Origin of the sequence: Streptomyces carminius (assembly GCF_002794255.1) — a bacterium.
In the GTDB taxonomy this organism is placed as follows: Bacteria; Actinomycetota; Actinomycetes; order Streptomycetales; family Streptomycetaceae; genus Streptomyces; species Streptomyces carminius.
This window is the reverse complement of sequence record NZ_PGGW01000060.1, coordinates 33,159-55,269: the sequence shown is the minus strand read 5'-3', so window position 1 is coordinate 55,269 and position 22,111 is coordinate 33,159. Positions and strand designations below refer to the sequence as shown.

Here is a 22,111-nt window from a genome sequence, read left to right as displayed (position 1 = left end):
AGGGTAGGCGAGTTGGTTCCTTTGGTTTCTGAGGGAAAGGGAGGCGAGATGGACCCGATTGTATTGAGGAGAAAATCATGGCTGATTTTTTCTGGACTTGTTATCCTGGGATCCGGGGTCGGGATGCTCGCGGCCGTGGTTAACGTCACCTCAGTGAACGGGTTCCAAACCGGATGGCAGGGAGTGCCGGTATTCTTTGCGTTTGTGGGAGTTGTCAGTCGAGTCGCAAATTGCAAAGTAATACTGCTCGGTAGTAAGCTCATTGTGGTCAATCCTCTGCGTACCACTATCGTTCCGATGACGATAATTCGGGGCGCCTCAGTCAGCGATGACGGAACACTGCAAGTGCAGATAGGTGACGACCAAAACATCCCTGTCTTTGCGTTTGGAGGATCCCTCGTTGACCGCTTTAAAGATACAAGCAGTGAAGCAGCTCAAAGAATCGATAGTTGGCTTCGTTCAGATAACCCGGTGAGTGATGGCCGTGCCGCTTTGCAGGTCCGTTGGACACGGTGTACAAGCGCTGACTTGTGTCTCATCCTGTGTGCCGTCATCTCAGGCGCAGGCGCGCTCTGGATGGCTCTCGGAAGTAATAATTGAAATTGCTGGGAGGTGTTGAGTGTGGCGTGAGGCGAGCGACTGTTGTCACCCTATTCCGCCCTGCGCCGCAAGGCGGAATAGGGTGACTGCGTCACCACGCGCTGAGTCCGCAAATACCTCCGCCCTCTCAGCTTTGAAGTCCCAGAAAGTCTGACTGTGTTGAAACTTGGAAAGTGAACCCTTATGGGCGGTCTAGAAATAGTTGTTTTTTTGATGACTGGCCTTGTGGCGGGTGCGGTGGCTCGAAAGGTAGTGAATCGACGCGCCCTAGGTCGAAGTCTGGAGATCGTCCAGTCGGGGCATGTGAAGGCACCTTGCAGGATCTCCTGGGAAAAGGGCGTGGGAAAGTCTCGCTTCGTCTACGGGAAGTTTCTCCTCGGGCAAGACGGAAGCATCTCCTTCTCGAGCGTCAAAAGCGGTGTACTGGAAATACCCCAAGCTGAAAGTCTTCACTGTGACCCGAGTTGGCGTACTGGTCTCGTAACGCTGGTATGGAACTTGGAGTCGGGGGATCAGATCCGGTTCCTTCTCGGAGAGGCTGATGCCGACCTGGTGATACGCACGATCAAGATGCCACCGAGCGCTGGTCGGAGATGAGGAGCGAGGACGGGAGTGGAAGGTGATTCCGCAGGGCTGAGTTATGGGGCGATGGCCCGGGCCGCGGTACAGCAGGCTGAAGGGCGGGGAATCACAGAGGGGACGATGCAGCCGGAGGCGGACGTCCGCAAGGTCGTGTGGTGGCGTGTACGTGGTCTTCGGCGTGCAGGGCACCTCCCGGTCCTCACAGGAGTGCTCGCCTTGAACGGAGCGGCTTTACTCACAAGAGTGCAGCATCCCCAGGTGGACGTTCCCATCTGGATCTTCCTCTTGCCTCTGCTGACGTTTTCTGCTGCGGTCTTCGCCGCGAATGGTTCTCGGCGCGCCTTCCGCTTGGCAAGAGCCGCCAGGCGGAAATCCGGGGTGCGCGTCCGGTATGTGCTGTTGCACAGTCATACGTCATCTTCCCCATGGCTTGTTTTCTTTCCGGGCGAAGATGAAGAGGGAGAAGACGCGGGCCCGATGGGTTGTCTGAGGCTTTCTTATGGACCGGTGCGCCAGTACTTCCGTGACCTCCCGAGACCTGTCGGTGAGTCTCTGCTGATGGGAAATCTACGCGATGGAGAAGTCGTCGTGCCATGGATCGGCGCCAACGTAGTGTGGCCCGCCGGCTCCTTCAGGGAGGCGAACTCAAGCGATCAAGATCAGGTGAGTTTTTTCTCTGAGCTTACAGCGTCCAAGCCCTTTTCGCCTTGAGGGTGAGGAGGCTTTGATCAGGTCGGTGGCGCGGACAGCGCAGCCTGCGCAGCAGCCGCCACGACTTCGAGGGGGTGGAGAGTTGACTGGTGAGTCACTTTACCTATTTTTATTTCCTTTTGTGTTGGCGATTCTTGGCCTGGTCCTTGCGGTTGACTTTAGAGGGGTGTCAGGCTTTCTGTACTTCAGGCTGGAGGAAAGTGCGAAAAGTTTGACTGGTGGTCCTCGCTCCCCGGACGATTCGAATATTCGGCTTTCTCATGTTCGTCTTCGGCTCCACTGGCACCCTTGTTGAATTTCTGAACTTTTTGCAAGAGTGAGCATTTCGATTTTCTTGCCCGTGCTTCCTGATTTTGGTGGGTCGTTCCGAAATGTTCACCTGGTGGGCATGGTTGAATGGTCGTGAGTTCTCTGCGTGAGGGGCCGTGAGCTCTCTGCTCTATGTCAGAGTGCCGGTCATTTTTTATGGGCCTGGGGGCTTGAATGATTGGTGCAGGTGAGTCGCTGGAAGGAGTTGTGTTGCGTCGCAGGTCGTATCCAGTGATCCATTGGGGGGAGGAATTTTTTGAGCTTTTGGGATGAGGGTGGCCGTGATCGCCCTTACCTTTGGCAAGGGGCAAGGGGCAAGGGGCAAGGGGCAAGGGGCAAGGGGGTGGTCCTGTCCTGGCGGTTGCTCTCTGCGCGGGGCTCATCGTGTTGTTCCGGAGGATTATGGGATCCCGGATTGTTCTCGGGGTTTCCGCGCTTTCAGTGATAGATCCACTGAGGGTGTGGCATGTGCCCTACGGGGCCGTGCGTGCGGTGGACAGTGAGGGCGGGGCTCTGGTGATTGAACTGACGGACGGCGAGGAGTTGCGGCCGACGGCTTTCGGCGCGTCTGTCGTCGATCACTTTGTGCGGAGTTCCGAGCGGGCGGCGCGGGAGGTCAGGAGCCGTCTGAGGGAGTTGCCGGAGGGCGAGGACACAGGCGAGGTGTGTACGGAGTTCCGACGGGACTGGGCCTCTGAGGCCGCAGCGGTGGTGGCGCTGGTCCTGGGCGTGATCGCGTTGCTCATGGGGATTTGAGGCTGGAGATGCGCCCGATGGGTCAGGCACGGCAGCTGTATTTCCGGTGTTCGCGCTGGTCAGCTACCTATGGGGCCGGGTGGGGGCACAGGTGTGGCCACCGTGATCATGAATGTTTGTGACGACGTTTCAAGAAGCAGTGGCCATGGAGGTCGCGATAGCCCAGGCCGTCTGAGGACGGAGGTCCGGGCCGGCGATGGAGATGATCGCCGGGTTGCCGAGGGAGGTGGACACCCGGAACTGCTGGACCCTGGTCCAGACATTGGGACCTCGCGGTCCGCACTGGCTGCAGCACCTGCTGTTGAGGTGGTGCTGCAGCCAGTGCGGTCAATTTCCTTGTGCAGCGTGGCCGTTGATCGCCTCGACGACCTGGTCGTAGTCGCCGCGGGCCTCGCCGTAGCGCAGGAACTTCACGCGCTCGACCTGGATCTCCTTGGCGTCGGGTTCTGCTTCGAGCAGGCCGACGACCTCCGTGATGAACTCGTCGAGCGGCATGGCGCTCTCGTTCTCCTCGAGTCCGGGCAGCAGCGTGGTGCGCACGGCCGGCGGTTCGAGTTCCACGATGCGCACCGAGGTGTCGGCGAGTTGCAGCCGGATCGACTCGCTGAGCATGTGGATCGCGGCCTTCGACGCGTTGTAGCTCGGCGTGGGCTTGAAGGGTGTGAACGCCAGACCCGAGGAGACGGTCATGATCGTGGCGTCCGGCTGCGCCCGCAGATGCTCGACGAAAGCGGCGATGAGCCGGATCGGACCGAGCAGGTTCGTCGTCACTGTCGTCTCGGCGGAGGTGAGGAAGGCGGCCGGGTCGCGCCAGTCCTCGACCTGCATGACACCGGCCATCGTCACGAGGACGTTGAGGCCGGGGTGGCCGGCCAGTACCTGCTTCGCGGCGGAGGCGATGCTCGCCGGGTCCGCCGTGTCGATCTGCACGGTGTCGATGCCGGGGTACTCGGCGGCGATCCGGGCCAGCGACTCGGCGCGCCGACCGCCGACGATGACGGTGTTGCCCCTGGCCTGCAGCTCCAGGGCGAGGGCGAGACCGATGCCGCTCGTGGAGCCGGGGATGAAGACGGTGTTTCCGGAGAGGTTCATGTCCCGATCGTCACCGGACCGCAGCCGCGGGTGCAGAGAGCGGTTATCGGGGGACCGGTGATCCCTGGCTTGCCCACCGGCAGCGGACGACAATCGGCACCATGGACCGTGCAGCACTGGCAGATTTCCTGCGCCGCCGCCGCGAGGCACTGCGCCCGGAGGACGTCGCCCTTCCCCCGGGCGCGCGCCGGCGGACGCAGGGCCTGCGGCGTGAGGAGGTCGCCTCCCTCGCCGTGATGTCGACCGACTACTACACGCGGCTGGAGCAGCGGCGCGGTCCGCAACCCAGCGTGCAGATGCTGGCCTCGCTCACCCGTGCCCTGCGGCTGACCGCCGACGAGCGCGACTACCTGTACCGGATCGCCGGACACCACGCACCGGCGTCCCTGTCGGCCGCGCCGCACGTCGCCCCCGCACTGCTGCGCGTGTTGGACCGCCTCGACGACTCTCCGGCGCTGATCCTGGGTGACCTGGCCGAGACACTGGTGCAGAACACCATGGCCACCGCCTTGTTCGGGGACGCGTCGAGGTACACGGGTCTCGCCCGGAGCGGGGTCTACCGCTGGTTCACCGATCCCGCTGAGCGGGCGCACTATCCCGAGGCCGACTGGGACCGGCAGAGCCGCGCCCAGGTCGCCAGCCTGCGTGCCTCGTACGGCCTGCGCGGCCCGCGGTCGCGGGCCGACGTGCTCGTCCGGACGTTGCGGAGGACGAGCACGGAGTTCGCCGAGCTGTGGGACTGGCACGAGGTGGCGCAGCGGTTCGCGGACCGCAAGACGCTGATCCACCCCGAGCTCGGCGCGATCGAGGTGGACTGCCAGGCGCTGTTCACCGAGGACCAGTCCCAGACGCTCCTCGTTCTCACCGCGGCACCGGGCACCGAAGGCCACGAGAAGCTGCGCATGCTCGCCGCGCTCGGTCTGAACCGCTTCACGCGGGCGGCGGAGCGCCAGGGCCTGCCGGACGGCTCGACCGCCTGATGCCGGAGCACTTCCTGCCGTGAGGTGCCGCGGCGGGGGCGACGTGGGGTGGACCACGGCCGGGTTGCCGGTGGCGCGGGAGGCGAGGGCGACGGAGTGGCCGGGGCCCCTGGAGGACGCCTTCGCGTCGGCCGCCGACGCGAAGGCGTCCTCCAGGGGCCGGCGCGGATGCGGTCGCCGGACACCGGGCAGGGAGCGTCAGCGACGTCCCCGTTTTCCGGCGACTCAGACCGGGGCGAGGGGGCGGTGCGGTTCGGCGGGGAGTTCCACGCTGATCGCGTCGCCGGGGCGGACCACCCCGCCGGTGCGGACGACGCCCATGATCCCGGCCTTGCGGACGAGGCCGCCGTCCGCGTCGCGACCCACGACCCGCTTCAGCAGGCCCTTCTGGAAGTTGTCGATCTGGTAGCACGGGTTGCGCAGCCCGGTGATCTCCACGACCGCCTCGTCCCCGAGGTGCAGCAGGGTGCCGGTGGGCAGGCCGAGCAGGTCGATGCCGCGGGTGGTGATGTTCTCGCCCAGTTCGCCGGGCCGCACCGTGAAGCCCGCCGCGCCGACCTCGTCGAACAGCTCCTCGTGGATGAGGTGCACCTGCCGCAGGTTCGGCACAGTGGGGTCCTTGGCGATACGCGAGCGGTGCTTGACCGTCTGTCCCGCGTGCACGTCCCCCTCGACGCCGAGCCCGGCGAGCAGCGTGATGCTCTCCCGGTTCGGCTTGGTGAACGAGTAGACCTCGTTGCTGCTGACCGCCGTGACCGTTCCGCTCATCGAGCGCCCCCTTGCTCCTGCCGTCGTCCGTGGACGGAGTCCTGCCGAGGGTGTGACCGTACCCGCTTTTGTGTTGCTGTTAAACAAATATGGGGGGCGACTTCGGCCAAGCCGGGCCCGGTGTCCGGCGGGCTCCGTGAACGAGGACAGGAGCTGACCGGTACGCCTTCTAGCGTCGGCAAGGACGGCGGGCACCGCCCGACGGACCGATCGACGAGGAGCCGGCCATGGGCCACGAGATCCGCCCCTTCCGCATCGACATCCCCCAGCCGGACCTGGACGAGCTGCACGACCGGCTGTCCCGCGCCCGCCTGCCCCGGCAGCTGCCCGGCGAGGGCTGGGAGCGGGGGGTGCCCGTGGCCTGGCTGGCGGAGACGGCCCGGTACTGGCGCGAGGGCTACGACTGGCGCCGCGCCGAGGCGCGGCTCAACGGCTTCCCGCAGTTCACCACCGAGATCGACGGACAGGAACTCCATTTCCTGCATGTGCGCTCCGCCGAGCCCGGCGCCCTGCCGGTCCTGCTCACGCACGGCTGGCCGAACTCCTTCGTGGAGTTCGCCGAGCTGATCGGCCGGCTCACCGACCCCCGCGCGCACGGCGGCGACCCGGCTGCGGCGTGCCACGTCGTGGTGCCCTCGGTACCCGGCTTCGCCTTCTCCGCGCCGCCGCGCGGGACCGGCTGGACCACCGCCCGGGTGGGACGGATGTGGGCCGGGCTGATGGACCGGCTCGGCTACGACCGCTACGGCGTCCAGGGCGGGGACCTCGGTGCGTACATCGCGCCCGAGGTGGCGGCGGCCGCCCCGGGGCACGTGGCCGGGGTCTACGTCCTCGGCGGGCTCGGCTTCCCGACGGAGGAGGACGTGCCGGAGATGACCGGGGAGGAGCGGGCGGCCTACGAGTGGCTCCAGGGGCAGGACTGGATGAACGGCGTGGACCACCACGCGCTTCTGCGCGCGGCGCCGCAGACCTTCGCGTACGGCTGGCAGGACTCGCCGGTGGCCGCACTGGCCTGGATGGCGCAGAAGTTCCACGAGTTCAACGCCTCCGGCAAGCCGCTGGACGAGGTGATCGACCGCGACCTGTTCCTGACGAACGTGAGCCTGTACTGGTTCACCGGGACATGGGCGTCCTCGTCCTGGCCGATGTACGACACCCCCGGCGGACTCGGCTGGCCCAGGGGCCAGAAGGCGGTGCCGACCGGGGTCTACAGCGGCATGCCCGCGTTCCGCCGGCTCGCCGAGCGGCACAACACGATCGTGCACTGGCCGGCGGACAACCCGGAGGGGCACCACTTCGTCGCGATGGACCGGCCGGACGCCCTGGCGGCCGACATGCGCGCGTTCTTCGCCAAGGTCCGCTGACGGCCGGGCAGCACCGGGGCCGGGGTCAGGGGTAGGACCGGGCGCTCAGGGTATGTCGCCGCGCCAGTCCCAGCGCTGCGGATCCGTCTCCCGCGGCCCGTACTGCGCCCGGCCGCCGGCCCCGAAGGAGTTGAGCTCGGTGGGCAGCGTCGCCCCCCGGGCCAGCTCCTCGCCCGTCCAGTCGGTCACGTCCAGCAGCAGGCCGTCCAGCGGGCCGCCGACCAGCTCCCGGTACACGTGCCCCGGCCGCGGGCCGGGGTCGTCGTGCTCCGCCCCGTACACCCGGCCCCGCATGATCTGCTCGTCCATGCCTCGCAGCATCCCAGCCGCCACTGACACCGGGAGGCGGCCGGGCCGCCGGAACCATGCCCCGCCGCGTGTTCAGTGCAGGCGCTGCCCGCCGTCCACCGGCAGGACCGCCCCGGTGATGTAGGCCGCGCGCGGACTGGCCAGGAAGGCGACGAGGTCGGCGCACTCGCGCGGGTGCCCCAGCCGGCCGACGTCGTTGGAGCCGGAGGCGGCCACGGCCCTCGGTTCGATCTCCTCCAGGGTCTCCCCCCAGCCGAGTTGCCTGCCCGTCTCGACCAGCAGGGTCGTGACCGGGGGAGTTCTGAAGCCGCCCGCCGCGACCGCGTTCGACGTCACCCCGGATCCCCGCAACTCGTGCGCCAGGGAGACGGCGAGGTTGTTCCGGGCGGCGCTGGCCGCGCAGTAGTGCGGGTAGCCCGCCGGGGGCTGCGCGCCGACGACGCTGCCGATCTGGATCACCCGTCCCCAGCCGCGCTCCCGCATGCCGGGCACGAAGCGCCGGATCATGCGCACGGCGCCGATGACGTTGACGTTGTACGACTCGGCCCATGTCCCGGGCGGAGTCGTCTCCCAGGTAAGTGTGGTGTCGTAGGAGCCGGCGTTGTTGACCAGGATGTCCACGGGCGGCCCGCTCGCGGCGACCGCGTCCCGCACGGCGTCCGCGCCGTCCTGCGTGGCCAGGTCGCCGAGGGCGACGGCGGCGTCGCCCCCGCCGCCGGCGATGGACGCGGCCACCGCCGCCGTTCTCGCCCCGTCCCGCCCGTGCACGACGACCGAGGCGCCCTCGGCGGCCAGTACCCGGGCGATCTCCGCACCGAGTCCGCTGCTCGCCCCGGTCACCAGCGCGCGTCTGCCCTCCAGCCGCAGATCCATCCGGCTCCTCCCCCCTGCGGATCACGGCGGCGCGCCGCCGTGCCGCGCCACCGTGAATCCTCGACGGCGGCCCGGCCGGACCGCCGCGTCCGATCGTCGGCGGACCGGGCCGGGGTGCCAAGAGCGGGAACCGGACAGGACACGGCGCAGGGAAGCGCTCCGCTCGGCGCGTTGCGGGGGAGCGCCGCGGGTGGTGCGCGGAATACTGGCGCCACCTGTCCGTCACCCGAATGATACGGAGGCAATACATGGCATCCAGGTCCTCCTCCCGGCTCCGCCGCAACCGGGCGGCACTCGCCCACAAGGTGCGGTACGCGCTCGACCACCCGAAGAGGATCCCCACCTATCTGCGCCGGGCTGCCCGGGACGCCTGGCTGTGGGCCAGGCACCGCGACCACATCGCGTACTACCGGGCCGTGATGGCCTCCGACGCCGCCCGCAGTCCGGAGGCGGCCGTCGGTGGCAGGCCGTCGATCGAGCGCTGGGTGACGCTCGGGCGCATGCAGTTCGACTACCTCCGCAAGCACGGGCTGAAGCCGGAGGACCGGATGCTGGAGATCGGCTGCGGCAACCTGCGGGCGGGACGGCTGTTCATCGACCACCTGGAGCCGGGCCACTACTACGGCATCGACATCTCGCCCGACATCCTCATCCAGGCCAAGCAGAACGTCGTGCGGTACCGCCTCCAGGACAAGCTGCCCCACCTGACGATCGCCGACGACCTGACCTTCGACTTCCTGCCCGAGCGGTACTTCACCGTGGTCCACGCGCACAGTGTCTTCTCGCACTCGCCGCTGCACGTCATCGACCAGTGCCTGGCCAACGTGGGGCGGGTGATGGCGCCGGACGGGTTCTTCGACTTCACCTTCGACCGCACCGAGGGCCGCGAACACCACGTGCTGCGCGAGGACTTCTACTACCGCACCGAGACGCTGGTCGCGCTGGCGGAGAAGCACGGGCTCCGGGCGCGCTTCATGGACGACTGGGAGAAGCTCCCGCACCGCCAGTCCAAGATCCGTGTCACCCACCCGGTGCCGGAACCGGCACCGGACGGAGCGGTGGACCGGACGAAGGACGCAGCGGTGGACGCCGGTTCCGCGTAGGTCTCGTGCGGTACGTGCCTCAGCCCGCCGGGGTGCCCGCTCCCGCGTCCGCGCCGCGCTCCTCGGTGCCCGCCAGCAGGATGCCCAGGCCCTCCCGGGTGGCGGCGACCACCACCCGGTCGCCGGCCGTCATCAGATAGCCGTCGTGCAGCCGCCAGGACAGGTCGCCGGTGAGGGTGTACGTCAGCTGCCCGGCGTGCCCGGCGTGCCCGGCGTGCCCGGCGTGCCCGGCACGGTCGCCGGGGAAGGCGCCCAGGTCGGCGCGGCGGCGGTCGGGCGGCGCGGTGTCCAGGGCCAGGATCCGCCAGGCGCCGGGCCGGAACGCCTCGCCAACGGTGCGGCCCTCCAGCAGCCGGTTGCCCGCCACCGGCACCGCGGCGAAGACCAGGACCCGCCGCCCGACCGGGATGGCGCCCAGCACCTGGCGGCCCATCATGGCGCCGGCGAAGGCGGGGGCCGCCAGTGCGGAGACGCTGCGGCTGCGGGTCTGGGCGCCGGGGTAGGTGTCGCGCAGCGTGCGGTAGACCGAGGCGGCGAACTCGTCGTCGAACAGCCGCATCACCACCCGCAGACCGGGGTTGACCTGCCGGGCGTAGAGCACGGCCTCCAGGTTGGTGCCGCTGTCGCTGGTGAGGGCCAGCAGGGCGCGGCTGCGCGCGATGCCCGCCTCCTCGAGCACACCGTCCTCGGTGACGTCCGCGATCAGGGTCGGCACCCGGCGGGCGCGGGCCATGGCGACGCCCCGGCCCTCGGGGTCGCGCTCGATGCAGACCACCGGGACCCCCAGCTCCAGCAGCCGGTCCAGGACGCGGGTGCCGACCTTGCCCAGGCCCAGCAGCACCACGTGCCGCTCGATGCCGCGCGGCGGGGGCGGCAGGGCGGCCGCCTGGCGGAAGGTGCCGTAGCTCTCCAGCACCACGGCGAACAGCAGCGGCAGCAGCGCCGTCCCGGCCAGGGCGCCCAGCAGTTGCAGCAACTGCTCCCAGGTGGTGCCCTCCAGCGCCGGGTCGTTGATCGACATGACGTCGAGCAGGGTGACGTAGGCGGCGTGCAGCGGGGTCTCGCGGGTGACGTACCAGTTGGCGGCGGCCAGCAGCACCACCACGGCGGTGAGGGAGAGCAGGGCGGCCCGCAGCCGTCCGGAGAAGAAGGTGCCCACCGGCAGCCGGGGCACCCGGGCGGGGGCGCCCGGCTGGTCGGAGCGGCGGGTGATGGCCTCCAGCACCACGGTGCCGCGGTCGTCCGGCAGTCCCTCCAGATCGCGCGGATCGGGCAGCAGCACGGGGCCGTCGCGGTCGCCGGGGGCGGTGTAGACGTCGCCCTCGTCGGAGTCCGGGGTGTCGGGCTGGAGCGCGAGGGTGCACAGCGGGTTGCGGCGGTCGGCGGTGCCGATGGTGCGGTCCTTGGCCCGCAGCAGCAGCCCGTCCGCCTGGATTATCTTGTCGCTGCCGACCACCGCCGCCGCCACCAGGGAGGGCGCGGCGGTGTCGGCGTCGGAGAGCACGGTGGTGGAGGCGTCCACGGCGCTCTGGTCCAGGCCGGGGACGCGGGCGGCGATCGTGCGGTCGAGCAGGTCCTCCAGATAGCGGCCGAGGGTGCGGTTGAACATCCGGATGACCAGCCGGATCCCGGGGTTGATCCGGCGGGCGCGCAGTGCGGCGTGGATGTTGAGCTGGTCGTCGCCGGAGGTCAGGGCCAGCGCGGCGGCCCGTTCGATGCCCGCCTCGCGCAGCGCGGCCTCGTCCGGCACCCGTGCCTGAACCGCTGTCACCTCCAGCCGCGGTTCGGCGGTCAGGGCGGCGATCTGCGGGCCCTGGTCGCCGCCGCGCAGCGAGGGCAGGACGACGGTCACCCGCTGGCCGTAGACGGTGGCGAGCTCCCGGGCCAGCCGCTGGGCCAGGGAGTTGTCACCGCAGACGATCATGTGGCCGGACCGGCCGTCCGGGCCGCCGTCGCCGTCCGGACCGCCGGGACTCCCCGGCCCGGACCGGCGCCCGCCCTGCTGCGGCACGGCCGGTACGGGGCCGGAGGGGGGCGGCGGGAACTGCGGCGTGGAGGGGGCCATGTGCCGCATTGGATCATGCGGGCGAGGCGGACGACACCAGTCCGCCGCGACGCGGGGCGGATGGGACGATAGTGCCCATGGGAACGCATGTGATCACCGGGGCGGGCTCCGGCATCGGGGCCGCGACCGCCGCGCGGCTGGCCGGCCGCGGCGAGGAGCTGTGGCTGCTGGCACGGAACGCCGGACGAGCCCGGGAGCTGGCCGAGCGCTTCCCCGGCGCCCGCACCCTCGTCGGCGACCTGGCCGAGCCCGAGCGCCTGTCGTGGGCGCTGTCCCACCAGGAGCTGCCCGAACGGGCGGACTCCCTGGTGCACGCCGCCGGGGTGGTGGACCTGGGCGCGGTGGGGGAGCTGACCCCCAAGGTCTGGCAGGCCACCCTGGCGGTCAACCTCGTCGGCCCGGCCGAACTGACCCGGCTGCTGCTGCCCCAGCTCCGCGCGGCGCGCGGCCAGGTGGTCTTCGTCAACTCCGGCGCGGGCCTGAGCGCGAACGCCGACTGGAGCGCGTACGCCGCCAGCAAGCACGGCCTCAAGGCGCTGGCGGACTCGCTGCGCCAGGAGGAGAAGGACAGCGGGCTGCGGGTCACCTCCGTCTACCCGGGGCGCACCGCCACCCCGATGCAGGAGAAGGTGCACCGGCAGGAGGGCAGGGAGTACGACCCGGGCCGCTGGATCGATCCGGAGTCGGTGGCCACCGCGCTGCTCACGGCCCTCGACCTGCCCGCGGACGCGGAGCTCACCGACCTGAGGGTGAGGCCGTCGGCGTGAGCGGGCACGTGTGGGGGCCGGGCGCCGCCACGGGCGTCGGGTCGATGCCGGGCACGGACGTCCGGGAGACGGTGAAGGCCGTCACCGAGACGCTGGAGAAGCTGCCGTTCCTGCCGGAGCTGCCCGCGCGCGGGCCGGGTGCGGACATGGTCGGGCGGACGGCGGGCGCTCTGCTGGCGGAGCTGTACGTACGGCTGGAGCCCAGCGGCTGGCGGGTCGGCGACGCGCCCGGCCGCGACACCCGGCGGGCCCGCGCCTGGCTGCGCGAGGACCTGGACACGCTGGAGGAGTTCACCCAGGGGTACACCGGGGCGCTGAAGGTCTCCGCCGTCGGACCGTGGACGCTGGCAGCCTCGCTGGAGCGGCGTAGCGGGGAGGCGATGCTCGGCGACGCCGGGGCGTGCCGGTATCTGGCCGAGTCGCTGGCCGAGGGGGTGCGCGGGCATCTCGCCGAGGTGCGGCGGCGGGTGCCGGGCGCCACGGTCGTCCTCCAGCTCGACGAGCCCTCGCTGACCGCGGTGCTGACCGGGCGGGTGCCCACCGCCAGCGGCTACCGCACCCACCGGGCCGTGGACCGGGCCGTCGTCGAGCAGGCCCTGCGGCAGGTGGTGGCGGCGGCCCGGTCCACGGCAGGGGAGGCGGCCGGGGCGGCGGCCGGGGACAGCCCGGTGATCGTGCACTCCTGCGCGCCCGGGGTGCCGTTCGCGCTGCTGCGGCGCGCGGGCGCCGCCGGGATCTCCTTCGATCTCTCGCTGTTGACGGAGCGTGACGACGAGGCGATCGGGGAAGCGGTCGAGGGCGGTACGGCGCTGTTCGCCGGAGTCGTCCCGGGCACTGATCCACCGGCGGGCGGGCTGTCAGACCCGGCGGGTAGCGTCATGGGGGTCAGGACGCTGTGGCGCAGGCTGGGGCTGTCTCCCGGGCTGCTGGCGGAGTCGGTGGCGGTCACCTCCGCCTGCGGTCTGGCGGGCGCCTCGCCGGCGTACGCCCGGGCCGCGCTCGCGCACTGCGTCCGGGCGGCACGCTCACTCGAGGACGACCCTGAGTAACGGGAGGCTGGTTTCGTGGAGTCGAAGAGCCCGGACGGCGCGGCGCGAGAGAGGCACGCGAAGCTGGCCCAGGAGATCGAGGAGCACCGCTTCCGGTACTACGTGACCACACCCGTCGTCAGCGACGCCGAGTTCGACGCCCTGCTGCGGGAGTTGCAGGCGCTGGAGGCCGAGTACCCGGAGCTGGCCACGCCCGACTCGCCGACGCAGAAGGTCGCGGGGGCCTACGAGACGGAGTTCACCGCCGTACGGCACCGCGAGCGGATGCTGTCGCTGGACAACGCCTTCGACGACGCCGAGCTGGACGCCTGGGCCGACCGCGTCGCGCGCGAGCTGAGCGGGGTGCCGTACCACTTCCTGTGCGAGCTGAAGGTGGACGGGCTCGCGGTCAACCTGACCTATGAGCACGGCAGGCTGACCAGGGCGGCGACCAGGGGCGACGGCCGTATCGGCGAGGACATCACACCCAACGTCCGCACCATCGCGCAGATCCCCGAGCGGCTGGCCGGCGAGCGGGTTCCGGAGCTGGTGGAGATCCGCGGCGAGGTCTTCATCCCCATGGAGCGCTTCGAGGAGCTGAACGCGCGGCTGGTGGCGGCGGGCAAGCCGGCCTTCGCCAACCCGCGCAACGCTGCGGCCGGTTCGCTGCGGCAGAAGGACCCGAAGGTCACCGCGGAGCGCCCGCTGCACATGGTGGTGCACGGCATCGGCGCCCGGGAGGGCTTCGAGATCGACCGGCTGTCGCAGGCGTACGGGCTGCTGCGCGAGTGGGGGCTGCCGACGGCCCGGCACAACAGGGTGGTCGACTCGGTCGAGGGCGTGCGGGAGTTCATCGCGCACTTCGGGGAGCGCCGGCACTCGGTGGAGCACGAGATCGACGGGGTCGTCGTCAAGCTGGACGAGATCCCCCTGCAGGGGCGGCTGGGCTCCACCTCGCGGGCGCCGCGCTGGGCGATCGCCTGGAAGTACCCGCCGGAGGAGGTCAACACCAGGCTTCTGGACATCAAGGTGAGCATCGGCCGCACCGGGCGGGCCACGCCGTTCGCGGTGGTGGAGCCGGTGACGGTGGCGGGCTCGGAGGTGGAGTTCGCCACCCTCCACAACCAGGACGTGGTGCGGGCCAAGGGCGTGCTCATCGGGGACACCGTGGCGCTGCGCAAGGCGGGCGACGTCATCCCCGAGATCCTGGGCCCGGTGGTGGATCTGCGGGACGGTACCGAGCGGGAGTTCGTGATGCCCGCCGAGTGCCCCGAGTGCGGCACCGGGCTGAGGCCCGCCAAGGAGGGCGACGTCGATCTGCGCTGCCCCAATGCCCGCTCCTGCCCGGGGCAGCTGCGCGAGCGGCTGTTCTACCTGGCGGGCCGCAAGTGCCTGGACATCGAGCACTTCGGGTACGTGGTGGCCACGGCACTGACCCGGCCGCTGGAGCCGGCCACCCCGCCGCTGCGGGACGAGGGCGACCTGTTCGACCTCACCCTGGAGCGGTTGCTGCCCATCAAGACCCATGTCCTGGATCCGGACAGCGGCCTGCCCAAGCGGGATCCGAAGACGGGCGAGGAGAAGGTCGTCACCCTCTTCGCCAACCTCAAGGGCGAGCCGCGGAAGAACACCCTGGCCATGCTGGAGAACATCCGGGCGGCCAAGGAGCGTCCCCTGGCCAGGATCATCGCCGGACTGTCGATCCGTCATGTCGGCCCGGTGGCGGCCGAGGCGCTGGCCCGGGAGTTCCGTTCACTGGACCGGATCGCCGGGGCGTCCGAGGAGGAGCTGGCGGCCACCGAGGGGGTCGGCCCGACCATCGCCGCCTCGCTCAAGGACTGGTTCGCCGAGGACTGGCACCGGGAGATCGTCGAGAAGTGGCGGGCCGCCGGTGTCCGGATGGAGGAGGAGGGCGGCGGGTCACAGGGGCCGCGTCCGCTGGAGGGCGTCACCGTCGTCGTCACCGGCACCCTCCGGTCGTACACGCGGGACGCGGCGAAAGAGGCCCTGCAGAGCCGCGGCGCAAAAGTGACCGGTTCTGTTTCCAAGAAGACCGGTTTTGTTGTGGCGGGTGATAGTCCTGGGTCGAAATATGACAAGGCCGTGCAGCTGAAGGTGCCGATTCTGGACGACGACGGCCTCGCCGTCCTGCTCGGACAGGGCCCGGACGCCGCCCGGGAGGCCGCCGTCGTCCCCGACGGACCCACCGGAGAGGAGGACGGTGGATCACCGCCGTCAAATTCATTGCGGGAGAGTGCCGTTGATGAGTGATGAGACGGGTCCCCGGGGCGCTTATCAATCGGACGCGATCGACCGGTCGGCATTCGGGCAACCCCGATCGATCACTGCCCCCGGCGGCCGTCCGCCCCCTACTGTTGGTGGGGTGCGCCTGCCGTGACGTGGGCACCGACGGCTGTGAGAGGGACGCGCATGCAGCAGACACCCCGGGACCGGGGACAGCAGTGGCTCGGCCACGGGAGCCACGGGCACCACCCGCAGGCCCTGCCGGGTGACGGATCCGACGGCCTGTCCTGGCTGCAGCGCGCCATCGGCCTGGAGGTGCCCGGCCTCGACCGCGGCATCGTCGCGGTCGCCGGGATGGCACTGGCCGCCGGCGTCCTCCGGGTGGTCTCCGAGGGGCAGGCGCTCTTCCCGGGCGGCGTGGCGGGCTGGTCCTTCGCCACCCTCACCGGCCTGATCGTCGGGCATCTGGTGGCGCTCGGCCGGGACCGCTGGTGGGGCGGCACCGGGTCCGGCGCCGCCCTGACCCTGGCCATCCTGCTGCTGTACGGGTGGATGCCCGCCACCCTGGTCAGCCTCGCCGTCGTGGTGCTGGTCGGCGCGGCCCGGCGGCACCGCTGGCGGCAGGCGCTGCGGCACGGCGCGGTGGACATCCTCGGCATCGGCTCCGCCGCCCTCTGCCTGGCCGCCCTCGGGATCCAGCCATCGGTGGAGAGCCCTTGGGGGCCGCCGGAGTGGGGGCTGCGCGCGCTCCCGGGAGTCCTGCTCGCCGCCTGCGCCTACCTGGTGGTGACCAGGGTGCTGCTCTGGTACAGCCTGGCCCCGCGGCAGGGCGGCCTGCCGACGGTCGCCCGCACCGCCCTGCAGCGGCAGGGCATGGTCGCCGTCGCCCTGCTCGGCATCTCCCCGCTGATCGTCGTGGTCGCGTCCCACACCCCGCTGCTGCTGCCGCTCTTCGCCGTGCCGCTGATCTCGCTCGACTCCGCCCTGTGGATCGCCCGGGCCCGCGCCGAGGAGCAGCTCCGCGACCCGCTCACCGGACTCGCCAACCGTCAGTGGCTGCTGGAGCGCACCTGGTCCGCCCTCGACGAGGCCGAGCGGCTGGGCGCGCGCTCCGCCCTCGTCCTGATCGACCTCGACCGTTTCCGGTCGGTCAACGACACGCTCGGGCATCTGGCGGGCGACCGGCTGCTCCTCCAGATCGCGGACCGGCTGCGGACCGCCCTGCCCCGCGGCGCCGAGGTGGCCCGGCTCGGCGGCGACGAGTTCGCCGTCCTGCTGCCGCTCGCCGACTCGCCCACCAGCGCCCAGCGCATCGCCCGCGCCCTCGTCGCCGCCCTCGGCTCGCCGCTGGACCTGGACGGGCTGACCCTGGAACTGGAGGCCAGCGCGGGGGTCGCGGTCTTCCCGGACCACGCCGGAGAGGCCGAGGGCCTGCTGCGCCGCGCCGACGTCGCGATGTACCAGGCCAAGCGCGACCGCAGCGGCGTCGAGGTGTACGAGGCGACCCGCGACGGCAACACCCCCGACCGGCTGGGCCTCCTGGGTGATCTGCGCCGCGCCCTGGACGCCGGCGACATAGAGCTCCACTACCAGCCCAAGGTGAACTTCGACGGCACCGTCGCAGGCCTGGAGGCACTGGTCCGCTGGGTGCATCCGGAACGGGGCAAGGTCTCCCCGGACGAGTTCATCGCCATCGCCGAGAGCTCCGGGCTGATGCCGCGCCTGACCGACTACGTGCTGGAGACGGCCCTCGGCCAGGTCGCCCGCTGGCGGGCCCGGGGCCTGACGGTGCCGGTCGCCGTCAACGTCTCGCCCCGGGACGTCCACAGCCCCGGCTTCGCCGGATCGGTCGCCGCCCGGCTGGCCCGGCACGGCGTTCCCGCCGGGGCGCTCCAGTTGGAGATCACCGAGCACGTCCTGCTGGAGGATCCGCACCAGGCCGCCAGTACCCTCGCCGCGCTCACCGGCCACGGCGTGCGGATGTCGCTGGACGACTTCGGCACCGGCTACTCCTCGCTGGTCCATCTGCGGCGGCTGCCGGTGAGCGAGCTGAAGATCGACCGCTCCTTCGTCGCCAGACTGGCCGTGGACACCGAGGACGCCGAGATCGTGCGCTGCACGGTCGATCTCGCGCACTCCCTCGGCCTGCGCGTCGTCGCCGAGGGCGTGGAGGACGACGAGACCTGGGAGCGGCTGCGCGACCTGGGCTGCGACGCGGTGCAGGGCTGGCTGGTGTCCGCCGCGATGCCCCCGGCCGAGGCCACCTCCTGGCTGCTGGCCCGCAACGGGGCACCGCCGCCGGTGGAAGGGGCGCCCCCGGCCCTGCCGGGGCCCGGGACCGCCGGAGCCCGGCGCTCCCACGGCCAGCCCGCCCGCTGACCCCGCTCCGGGCGGCCCGGTCCCGGAGATCCCCGGACCCGCCGGGCCGGTGCGGACCGGCGTCCCGGTGCGGACCGGGCGCCGGAAGGACACGGCACCCGCCGCCGCCGTCGGGGAGCACGGGCCGGAGCCCGGCGCGCCCGGCCCATTCCGCCCGGTCCGCACAGCGCGTCCGCGGCGCCGTGCGCCCACCGCCGCGGACGCCGTAGGCCATAGGATTGGGGCGGACCGAAGGAAGAGTCCGCCAAACCCCGAAGGATCCACCACTCACCCCGAGGAATCGCTGCATGCCTGGCATCACGCGCGAGGAGGTCGCCCACCTCGCCCGGCTGGCGCGTCTGGAGCTGAAGGACGAAGAGCTCGACCACTTCGCCGGACAGCTCGACCAGATCATCGGCGCGGTCGCCCGCGTCTCCGATGTCGCCGACGAGGACGTACCGCCGACCTCCCACCCGCTGCCGCTGACCAACGTCATGCGCCCGGACGAGATCCGTCCGTCGCTGGCCCCCGACCAGGCGCTCTCCGGCGCCCCGGCCCAGGAGCAGCAGCGTTTCAAGGTGCCGCAGATCCTGGGGGAGGACTGAACCATGACCCAGACGAGTGATCCGACCAGGCTCACCGCAGCCGAGACCGCCGCGCGGATCGCCTCCGGCGAGACCAGCGCCGTGGAGGTGACCGAGGCCCACCTCGCCCGGATCGAGGCCGTGGACGAGAAGGTGCACGCCTTCCTCCACGTGGACCGCGAAGGCGCGCTGGCCCGCGCCCGCGCCGTGGACGCCAAGCGCGCCCGGGGCGAGAAACTCGGCCCGCTGGCCGGCGTCCCGCTCGCGCTGAAGGACATCTTCACCACCGAGGGCGTCCCGACCACCTGCGGCTCGAGGATCCTGGAAGGCTGGATCCCGCCGTACGACGCCACGGTCACCCGGCGGCTGCGGGACGCGGACGTGGTGGTGCTGGGCAAGACCAACATGGACGAGTTCGCCATGGGCTCCTCCACGGAGAACAGCGCCTACGGCCCGACCGGCAACCCCTGGGACCTCACCCGCATCCCCGGCGGCTCCGGCGGCGGCTCCTCCGCGGCGCTGGCCTCGTACCAGGCGCCGCTGGCCATCGGCACCGACACCGGCGGCTCCATCCGCCAGCCCGCCGCCGTCACCGGCACCGTCGGCGTCAAGCCGACCTACGGCGGGGTCTCCCGCTACGGCATGATCGCCTTCTCCTCCTCCCTCGACCAGGGCGGGCCCTGCGCCCGCACCGTGCTGGACGCCGCCCTGCTGCACGAGGTGATCGCCGGGCACGACCCGCTGGACTCCACCTCCGTCGACGCGCCGGTCCCGGCGGTCGTCGAGGCCGCCCGCAACGGGAACGTGGCGGGCCTGCGCGTCGGTGTGGTGAAGGAGTTCGGCGGCGAGGGCTACCAGGCGGGCGTGATGCGGCGCTTCACCGAGTCGGTGGAGCTGCTGCGCGAACTGGGCGCCGAGATCGTGGAGCTCTCCTGCCCCTCCTTCGACAAGGCGCTCGCGGCGTACTACCTGATCGCGCCGTCGGAGTGCTCCTCCAACCTGGCCCGGTTCGACGCCATGCGCTACGGCCTGCGGGTCGGCGACGACGGTTCCCGCTCCGCCGAGGAGGTCACCTCCCTCACCCGGGAGGCGGGCTTCGGCCCCGAGGTCAAGCGCCGCATCATGCTCGGCACGTACGCGCTGTCCTCCGGTTACTACGACGCCTACTACGGCTCCGCCCAGAAGGTGCGCACCCTCATCAAGCGCGACTTCGAGGCTGCCTTCGGGCAGGTGGACGTGCTCGTCTCGCCGACCACCCCCACCACCGCCTTCCCCATCGGGGAGCGGGCGGACGACCCGATGGCCATGTACCTGGCCGACCTGTGCACCATCCCGGCCAACCTGGCGGGGAACTCCGCCATGTCGCTGCCGTGCGGTCTGGCGCCCGAGGACGGGCTCCCCGTCGGCCTGCAGATCATCGCCCCCGCCATGGCCGACGACCGGCTCTACCGCGTCGGAGCCGCGGTCGAGGCCGCGTTCCACGCCCGGTGGGGCCACCCGCTGCTCGAGGAGGCACCCGCGCTGTGAGCACCCTCAACAAGTACAAGGGATTCCGCAAGAGCAGGCCCGGCCTCTACCTGGCCATCGGCAGCTCGCTCTTCGGCGTCGTCGGCATCGTCAAGCAGGTCCAGCTCGCCCGGCGCGAGACCGACCGGCTCAAGCTCCTGGACGCGGTCGTGTCCGGTGCCGCGGTCCTTACCAACGCCGCCATCCTCGTCCGTGAACTGCGCCGCCTGGACATCGACGACGTCCTCGCCGACGACTGACCGCAGCGCCCGAAAGGTCTGACTCTCCGTGACTGTCACTGAACTGGTGTCGTACGAGGACGCGCTGGCCTCCTACGACCCCGTCATGGGCCTGGAGGTCCATGTCGAACTGGGCACCAGGACCAAAATGTTCTGCGGTTGCTCCACAGCGCTGGGCGCCGAGCCCAACACCCAGACGTGCCCCGTCTGCCTGGGCATGCCCGGCTCGCTGCCGGTCGTCAACGCGACCGCGGTGGAGTCCACCGTCCGGATCGGCCTCGCGCTGAACTGCGAGATCGCCGAGTGGTGCCGGTTCGCCCGGAAGAACTACTTCTATCCGGACATGCCGAAGAACTTCCAGATCTCCCAGTACGACGAGCCGATCGCCTTCGACGGGTACCTCGACGTGCAGCTGGAGGACGGCGAGGTCTTCCGGGTGGAGATCGAGCGCGCCCACATGGAGGAGGACACCGGCAAGTCCACGCACATCGGCGGCGCCACGGGCCGCATCCACGGCGCCTCGCACTCGCTGCTGGACTACAACCGGGCCGGCATCCCCCTGGTCGAGATCGTCACCAGGCCCATCACGGGCGCCGGGGAGCGCGCCCCGGAGGTGGCCCGGGCGTACGTCGCCGAGCTGCGCGAACTGATCCGCGCCCTGGGCGTCTCCGAGGCCCGGATGGAGATGGGGCAGCTGCGCTGCGACGTCAACCTGTCGCTGCGCCCGCACGGGAGGGAGACGTTCGGCACCCGCAGCGAGACCAAGAACGTCAACTCGCTGCGCAGCGTCGAGCGGGCCACCCGTTTCGAGATCCAGCGGCACGCCGCCGTGCTGGACGCGGGCGGGACGATCGTGCAGGAGACCCGCCACTTCCACGAGGACACCGGCTCCACCACCTCCGGCCGCGTCAAGGAGGAGGCGGAGGACTACCGCTACTTCCCCGAGCCGGACCTGGTGCCCGTCGCGCCCGCCCGGGAGTGGGTGGCGGAGCTGCGGACCGGGCTGCCCGAGCTGCCGCGGCTGCGCCGCAACCGGCTGCGCGAGGAGTGGGGCGTCTCGCAGCACGAGATGCAGTCCGTCCTCAACGCGGGCGCCATCGACCTGATCACCGCCACCATGGACGCGGGCGCCCCGGCCGACCAGGCCCGCAAGTGGTGGATGGGTGAGCTGGCCCGCCGGGCGAACGAGCAGGGCACCGAGCTGTCCGCACTGCCCATCACCCCCGCCGAGGTCGCCCGGGTGTGCGCGCTGGTCGCCGAGGGCTCCCTCAACGACAAGCTGGCCCGCCAGGTGATCGAGGGCGTCCTCGCGGGCGAGGGCGGACCGGACGAGGTCGTGGACAAGCGCGGGCTGAAGGTCGTCTCGGACACCGGCGCGCTGAGCGCGGCCGTGGACGAGGCGATCGCCGCCAACGCCGCCGTCGCGGACAAGATCCGCGGCGGCAAGGTGCAGGCGGCCGGCGCGCTCGTCGGTGCCGTGATGAAGGCCACCCGGGGGCAGGCGGACGCCGCCCGGGTGCGGGAACTCATCCTGGAGAAGCTGGGCGGCCAGGGCTGACCCGCGGCACGGGGCGGCGCACTGTTCAAGACCTGCCCACGGCCTGTCCACGGCCCGTCCACGGCTTGTCCCCACGGCCCCCGCGTCCCGTCCGGGCGCGGGGGCCGTGCCGTGCCGCCCCGCGGGGCGGCACGGCGGGTCCGGCGGCATCCCGGGTGCGGAACCCCAGGCGTCCTGAGGGGGCCTCAGGCCCTTTCCGGGCTTTCTGAGGAGGGGCCGGCGGGCTCACCGGTGTCCCGGCCCCGGGGACTAAGGCGGTCGGCGCCGTGAACATCGGGCAGGCTCCCGATGCGCCGGACCCGACTGGGAGACGAC

At 71.0% G+C, this 22,111-nt stretch carries 19 protein-coding genes and 1 pseudogene; 15 read left to right on the top strand and 5 right to left on the bottom strand.

All coding sequences use genetic code 11. The features are described 5' to 3' along the window. Positions 1 to 48 precede the first annotated feature (48 nt). The 4 genes and pseudogenes from CUT44_RS32820 to CUT44_RS35060 form a co-directional block, all read left to right on the top strand. Positions 49 to 600, top strand: a complete 552-nt coding sequence (locus tag CUT44_RS32820; RefSeq protein WP_146252262.1) for a hypothetical protein — start codon at positions 49 to 51, stop codon at positions 598 to 600. Positions 601 to 1,440: 840 nt separating this feature from the next. Then, positions 1,441 to 1,893, top strand: coding sequence for a hypothetical protein (locus CUT44_RS32815; RefSeq protein WP_146252261.1), 453 nt, complete (start codon positions 1,441 to 1,443; stop codon positions 1,891 to 1,893). A gap of 825 nt (positions 1,894 to 2,718) precedes the next feature. Beyond that, positions 2,719 to 2,958, top strand: coding sequence for a hypothetical protein (locus CUT44_RS19055; RefSeq protein WP_146252260.1), 240 nt, complete (start codon positions 2,719 to 2,721; stop codon positions 2,956 to 2,958). Between the two features lie 145 nt (positions 2,959 to 3,103). Further along, positions 3,104 to 3,265 (top strand): annotated as a pseudogene (locus CUT44_RS35060) (IS701 family transposase); the annotation flags it as partial. Positions 3,266 to 3,285: 20 nt separating this feature from the next. Here the strand turns inward: CUT44_RS35060 and CUT44_RS19050 are convergent. Then, positions 3,286 to 4,050 carry an SDR family oxidoreductase gene (locus CUT44_RS19050; protein WP_100203102.1) on the bottom strand — a complete coding sequence of 255 codons (765 nt, stop codon included), beginning with the start codon at positions 4,048 to 4,050 and terminating at the stop codon, positions 3,286 to 3,288. Between the two features lie 101 nt (positions 4,051 to 4,151). Between CUT44_RS19050 and CUT44_RS19045 the strand changes: the two genes are divergently transcribed. Then, positions 4,152 to 5,030, top strand: a complete 879-nt coding sequence (locus tag CUT44_RS19045) for a helix-turn-helix transcriptional regulator (RefSeq protein WP_199185761.1) — start codon at positions 4,152 to 4,154, stop codon at positions 5,028 to 5,030. A 225-nt stretch (positions 5,031 to 5,255) separates the two neighbouring features. Here CUT44_RS19045 and CUT44_RS19040 read toward each other — a convergent pair whose 3' ends face one another. Continuing rightward, positions 5,256 to 5,798, bottom strand: a complete 543-nt coding sequence (locus CUT44_RS19040) for an MOSC domain-containing protein (RefSeq protein WP_100203101.1) — start codon at positions 5,796 to 5,798, stop codon at positions 5,256 to 5,258. A gap of 227 nt (positions 5,799 to 6,025) precedes the next feature. On the opposite strand from CUT44_RS19040, the gene CUT44_RS19035 reads away from it, so the two are divergent. Beyond that, complete coding sequence (locus tag CUT44_RS19035; RefSeq protein ID WP_100203100.1) at positions 6,026 to 7,162, top strand: epoxide hydrolase family protein; 1,137 nt, start codon at positions 6,026 to 6,028, stop codon at positions 7,160 to 7,162. Positions 7,163 to 7,207: 45 nt separating this feature from the next. On the opposite strand, the gene CUT44_RS19030 is transcribed toward CUT44_RS19035, so the two are convergent. Continuing rightward, positions 7,208 to 7,471, bottom strand: a complete 264-nt coding sequence (locus tag CUT44_RS19030; protein ID WP_100203099.1) for a hypothetical protein — start codon at positions 7,469 to 7,471, stop codon at positions 7,208 to 7,210. A gap of 72 nt (positions 7,472 to 7,543) precedes the next feature. Continuing rightward, positions 7,544 to 8,344, bottom strand: a complete 801-nt coding sequence (locus CUT44_RS19025) for an SDR family NAD(P)-dependent oxidoreductase (protein WP_100203098.1) — start codon at positions 8,342 to 8,344, stop codon at positions 7,544 to 7,546. A gap of 248 nt (positions 8,345 to 8,592) precedes the next feature. Here CUT44_RS19025 and CUT44_RS19020 point away from each other — a divergent pair, with 248 nt between their 5' ends. Next, on the top strand, positions 8,593 to 9,447 hold the full coding sequence (locus CUT44_RS19020; protein ID WP_100203097.1) for a class I SAM-dependent methyltransferase: 855 nt from the start codon (positions 8,593 to 8,595) through the stop codon (positions 9,445 to 9,447). Positions 9,448 to 9,466: 19 nt separating this feature from the next. On the opposite strand, the gene CUT44_RS19015 is transcribed toward CUT44_RS19020, so the two are convergent. Beyond that, positions 9,467 to 11,371, bottom strand: a complete 1,905-nt coding sequence (locus CUT44_RS19015) for an NAD-binding protein (protein ID WP_100203408.1) — start codon at positions 11,369 to 11,371, stop codon at positions 9,467 to 9,469. A 218-nt stretch (positions 11,372 to 11,589) separates the two neighbouring features. Here CUT44_RS19015 and CUT44_RS19010 point away from each other — a divergent pair, with 218 nt between their 5' ends. From CUT44_RS19010 to gatB, 8 genes are all read left to right on the top strand, one after another. Next, positions 11,590 to 12,279 (top strand): SDR family oxidoreductase, encoded by a 690-nt coding sequence (locus CUT44_RS19010; RefSeq protein WP_100203096.1) that lies wholly within the window; start codon positions 11,590 to 11,592, stop codon positions 12,277 to 12,279. A gap of 44 nt (positions 12,280 to 12,323) precedes the next feature. Continuing rightward, positions 12,324 to 13,328 (top strand): methionine synthase, encoded by a 1,005-nt coding sequence (locus CUT44_RS19005; protein ID WP_100203407.1) that lies wholly within the window; start codon positions 12,324 to 12,326, stop codon positions 13,326 to 13,328. Positions 13,329 to 13,343: 15 nt separating this feature from the next. After that, entirely contained in the window at positions 13,344 to 15,578 is a 2,235-nt protein-coding gene (gene ligA / locus CUT44_RS19000; protein WP_100203095.1) for an NAD-dependent DNA ligase LigA, read from the top strand. 159 nt (positions 15,579 to 15,737) lie between these two features. Then, positions 15,738 to 17,930 carry a putative bifunctional diguanylate cyclase/phosphodiesterase gene (locus CUT44_RS18995; protein WP_100203094.1) on the top strand — a complete coding sequence of 731 codons (2,193 nt, stop codon included), beginning with the start codon at positions 15,738 to 15,740 and terminating at the stop codon, positions 17,928 to 17,930. 287 nt (positions 17,931 to 18,217) lie between these two features. Further along, positions 18,218 to 18,514 carry an Asp-tRNA(Asn)/Glu-tRNA(Gln) amidotransferase subunit GatC gene (gene gatC / locus CUT44_RS18990; protein WP_100203093.1) on the top strand — a complete coding sequence of 99 codons (297 nt, stop codon included), beginning with the start codon at positions 18,218 to 18,220 and terminating at the stop codon, positions 18,512 to 18,514. Positions 18,515 to 18,517: 3 nt separating this feature from the next. Beyond that, entirely contained in the window at positions 18,518 to 20,020 is a 1,503-nt protein-coding gene (gene gatA / locus CUT44_RS18985) for an Asp-tRNA(Asn)/Glu-tRNA(Gln) amidotransferase subunit GatA (RefSeq protein ID WP_100203092.1), read from the top strand. Next, on the top strand, positions 20,017 to 20,259 hold the full coding sequence (locus CUT44_RS18980; protein ID WP_100203091.1) for a hypothetical protein: 243 nt from the start codon (positions 20,017 to 20,019) through the stop codon (positions 20,257 to 20,259). Before gatA ends, CUT44_RS18980 begins: the two co-directional genes overlap by 4 nt. A 28-nt stretch (positions 20,260 to 20,287) precedes the next feature. Then, a complete protein-coding gene (gene gatB / locus CUT44_RS18975; RefSeq protein ID WP_100203090.1) occupies positions 20,288 to 21,796 on the top strand; it encodes an Asp-tRNA(Asn)/Glu-tRNA(Gln) amidotransferase subunit GatB in 1,509 nt (502 codons plus the stop codon). Positions 21,797 to 22,111 lie beyond the last annotated feature (315 nt).

Bases quoted from the DNA above. Each gene is read 5' to 3' on its own strand.
- gatC (WP_100203093.1), top strand. From the start codon at position 18,218: ATGCCTGGCATCACGCGCGAGGAGGTCGCCCACCTCGCCCGGCTGGCG.
- CUT44_RS19020 (WP_100203097.1), top strand. From the start codon at position 8,593: ATGGCATCCAGGTCCTCCTCCCGGCTCCGCCGCAACCGGGCGGCACTC.
- CUT44_RS19015 (WP_100203408.1), bottom strand. From the start codon at position 11,371: ATGATCGTCTGCGGTGACAACTCCCTGGCCCAGCGGCTGGCCCGGGAG.
- CUT44_RS19030 (WP_100203099.1), bottom strand. From the start codon at position 7,471: ATGGACGAGCAGATCATGCGGGGCCGGGTGTACGGGGCGGAGCACGAC.
- CUT44_RS19025 (WP_100203098.1), bottom strand. From the start codon at position 8,344: ATGGATCTGCGGCTGGAGGGCAGACGCGCGCTGGTGACCGGGGCGAGC.
- CUT44_RS19040 (WP_100203101.1), bottom strand. From the start codon at position 5,798: ATGAGCGGAACGGTCACGGCGGTCAGCAGCAACGAGGTCTACTCGTTC.
- CUT44_RS19005 (WP_100203407.1), top strand. From the start codon at position 12,324: ATGCCGGGCACGGACGTCCGGGAGACGGTGAAGGCCGTCACCGAGACG.
- CUT44_RS19045 (WP_199185761.1), top strand. From the start codon at position 4,152: ATGGACCGTGCAGCACTGGCAGATTTCCTGCGCCGCCGCCGCGAGGCA.
- CUT44_RS19035 (WP_100203100.1), top strand. From the start codon at position 6,026: ATGGGCCACGAGATCCGCCCCTTCCGCATCGACATCCCCCAGCCGGAC.
- gatA (WP_100203092.1), top strand. From the start codon at position 18,518: ATGACCCAGACGAGTGATCCGACCAGGCTCACCGCAGCCGAGACCGCC.
- CUT44_RS18995 (WP_100203094.1), top strand. From the start codon at position 15,738: ATGCAGCAGACACCCCGGGACCGGGGACAGCAGTGGCTCGGCCACGGG.
- CUT44_RS19050 (WP_100203102.1), bottom strand. From the start codon at position 4,050: ATGAACCTCTCCGGAAACACCGTCTTCATCCCCGGCTCCACGAGCGGC.
- CUT44_RS32820 (WP_146252262.1), top strand. From the start codon at position 49: ATGGACCCGATTGTATTGAGGAGAAAATCATGGCTGATTTTTTCTGGA.
- CUT44_RS19010 (WP_100203096.1), top strand. From the start codon at position 11,590: ATGGGAACGCATGTGATCACCGGGGCGGGCTCCGGCATCGGGGCCGCG.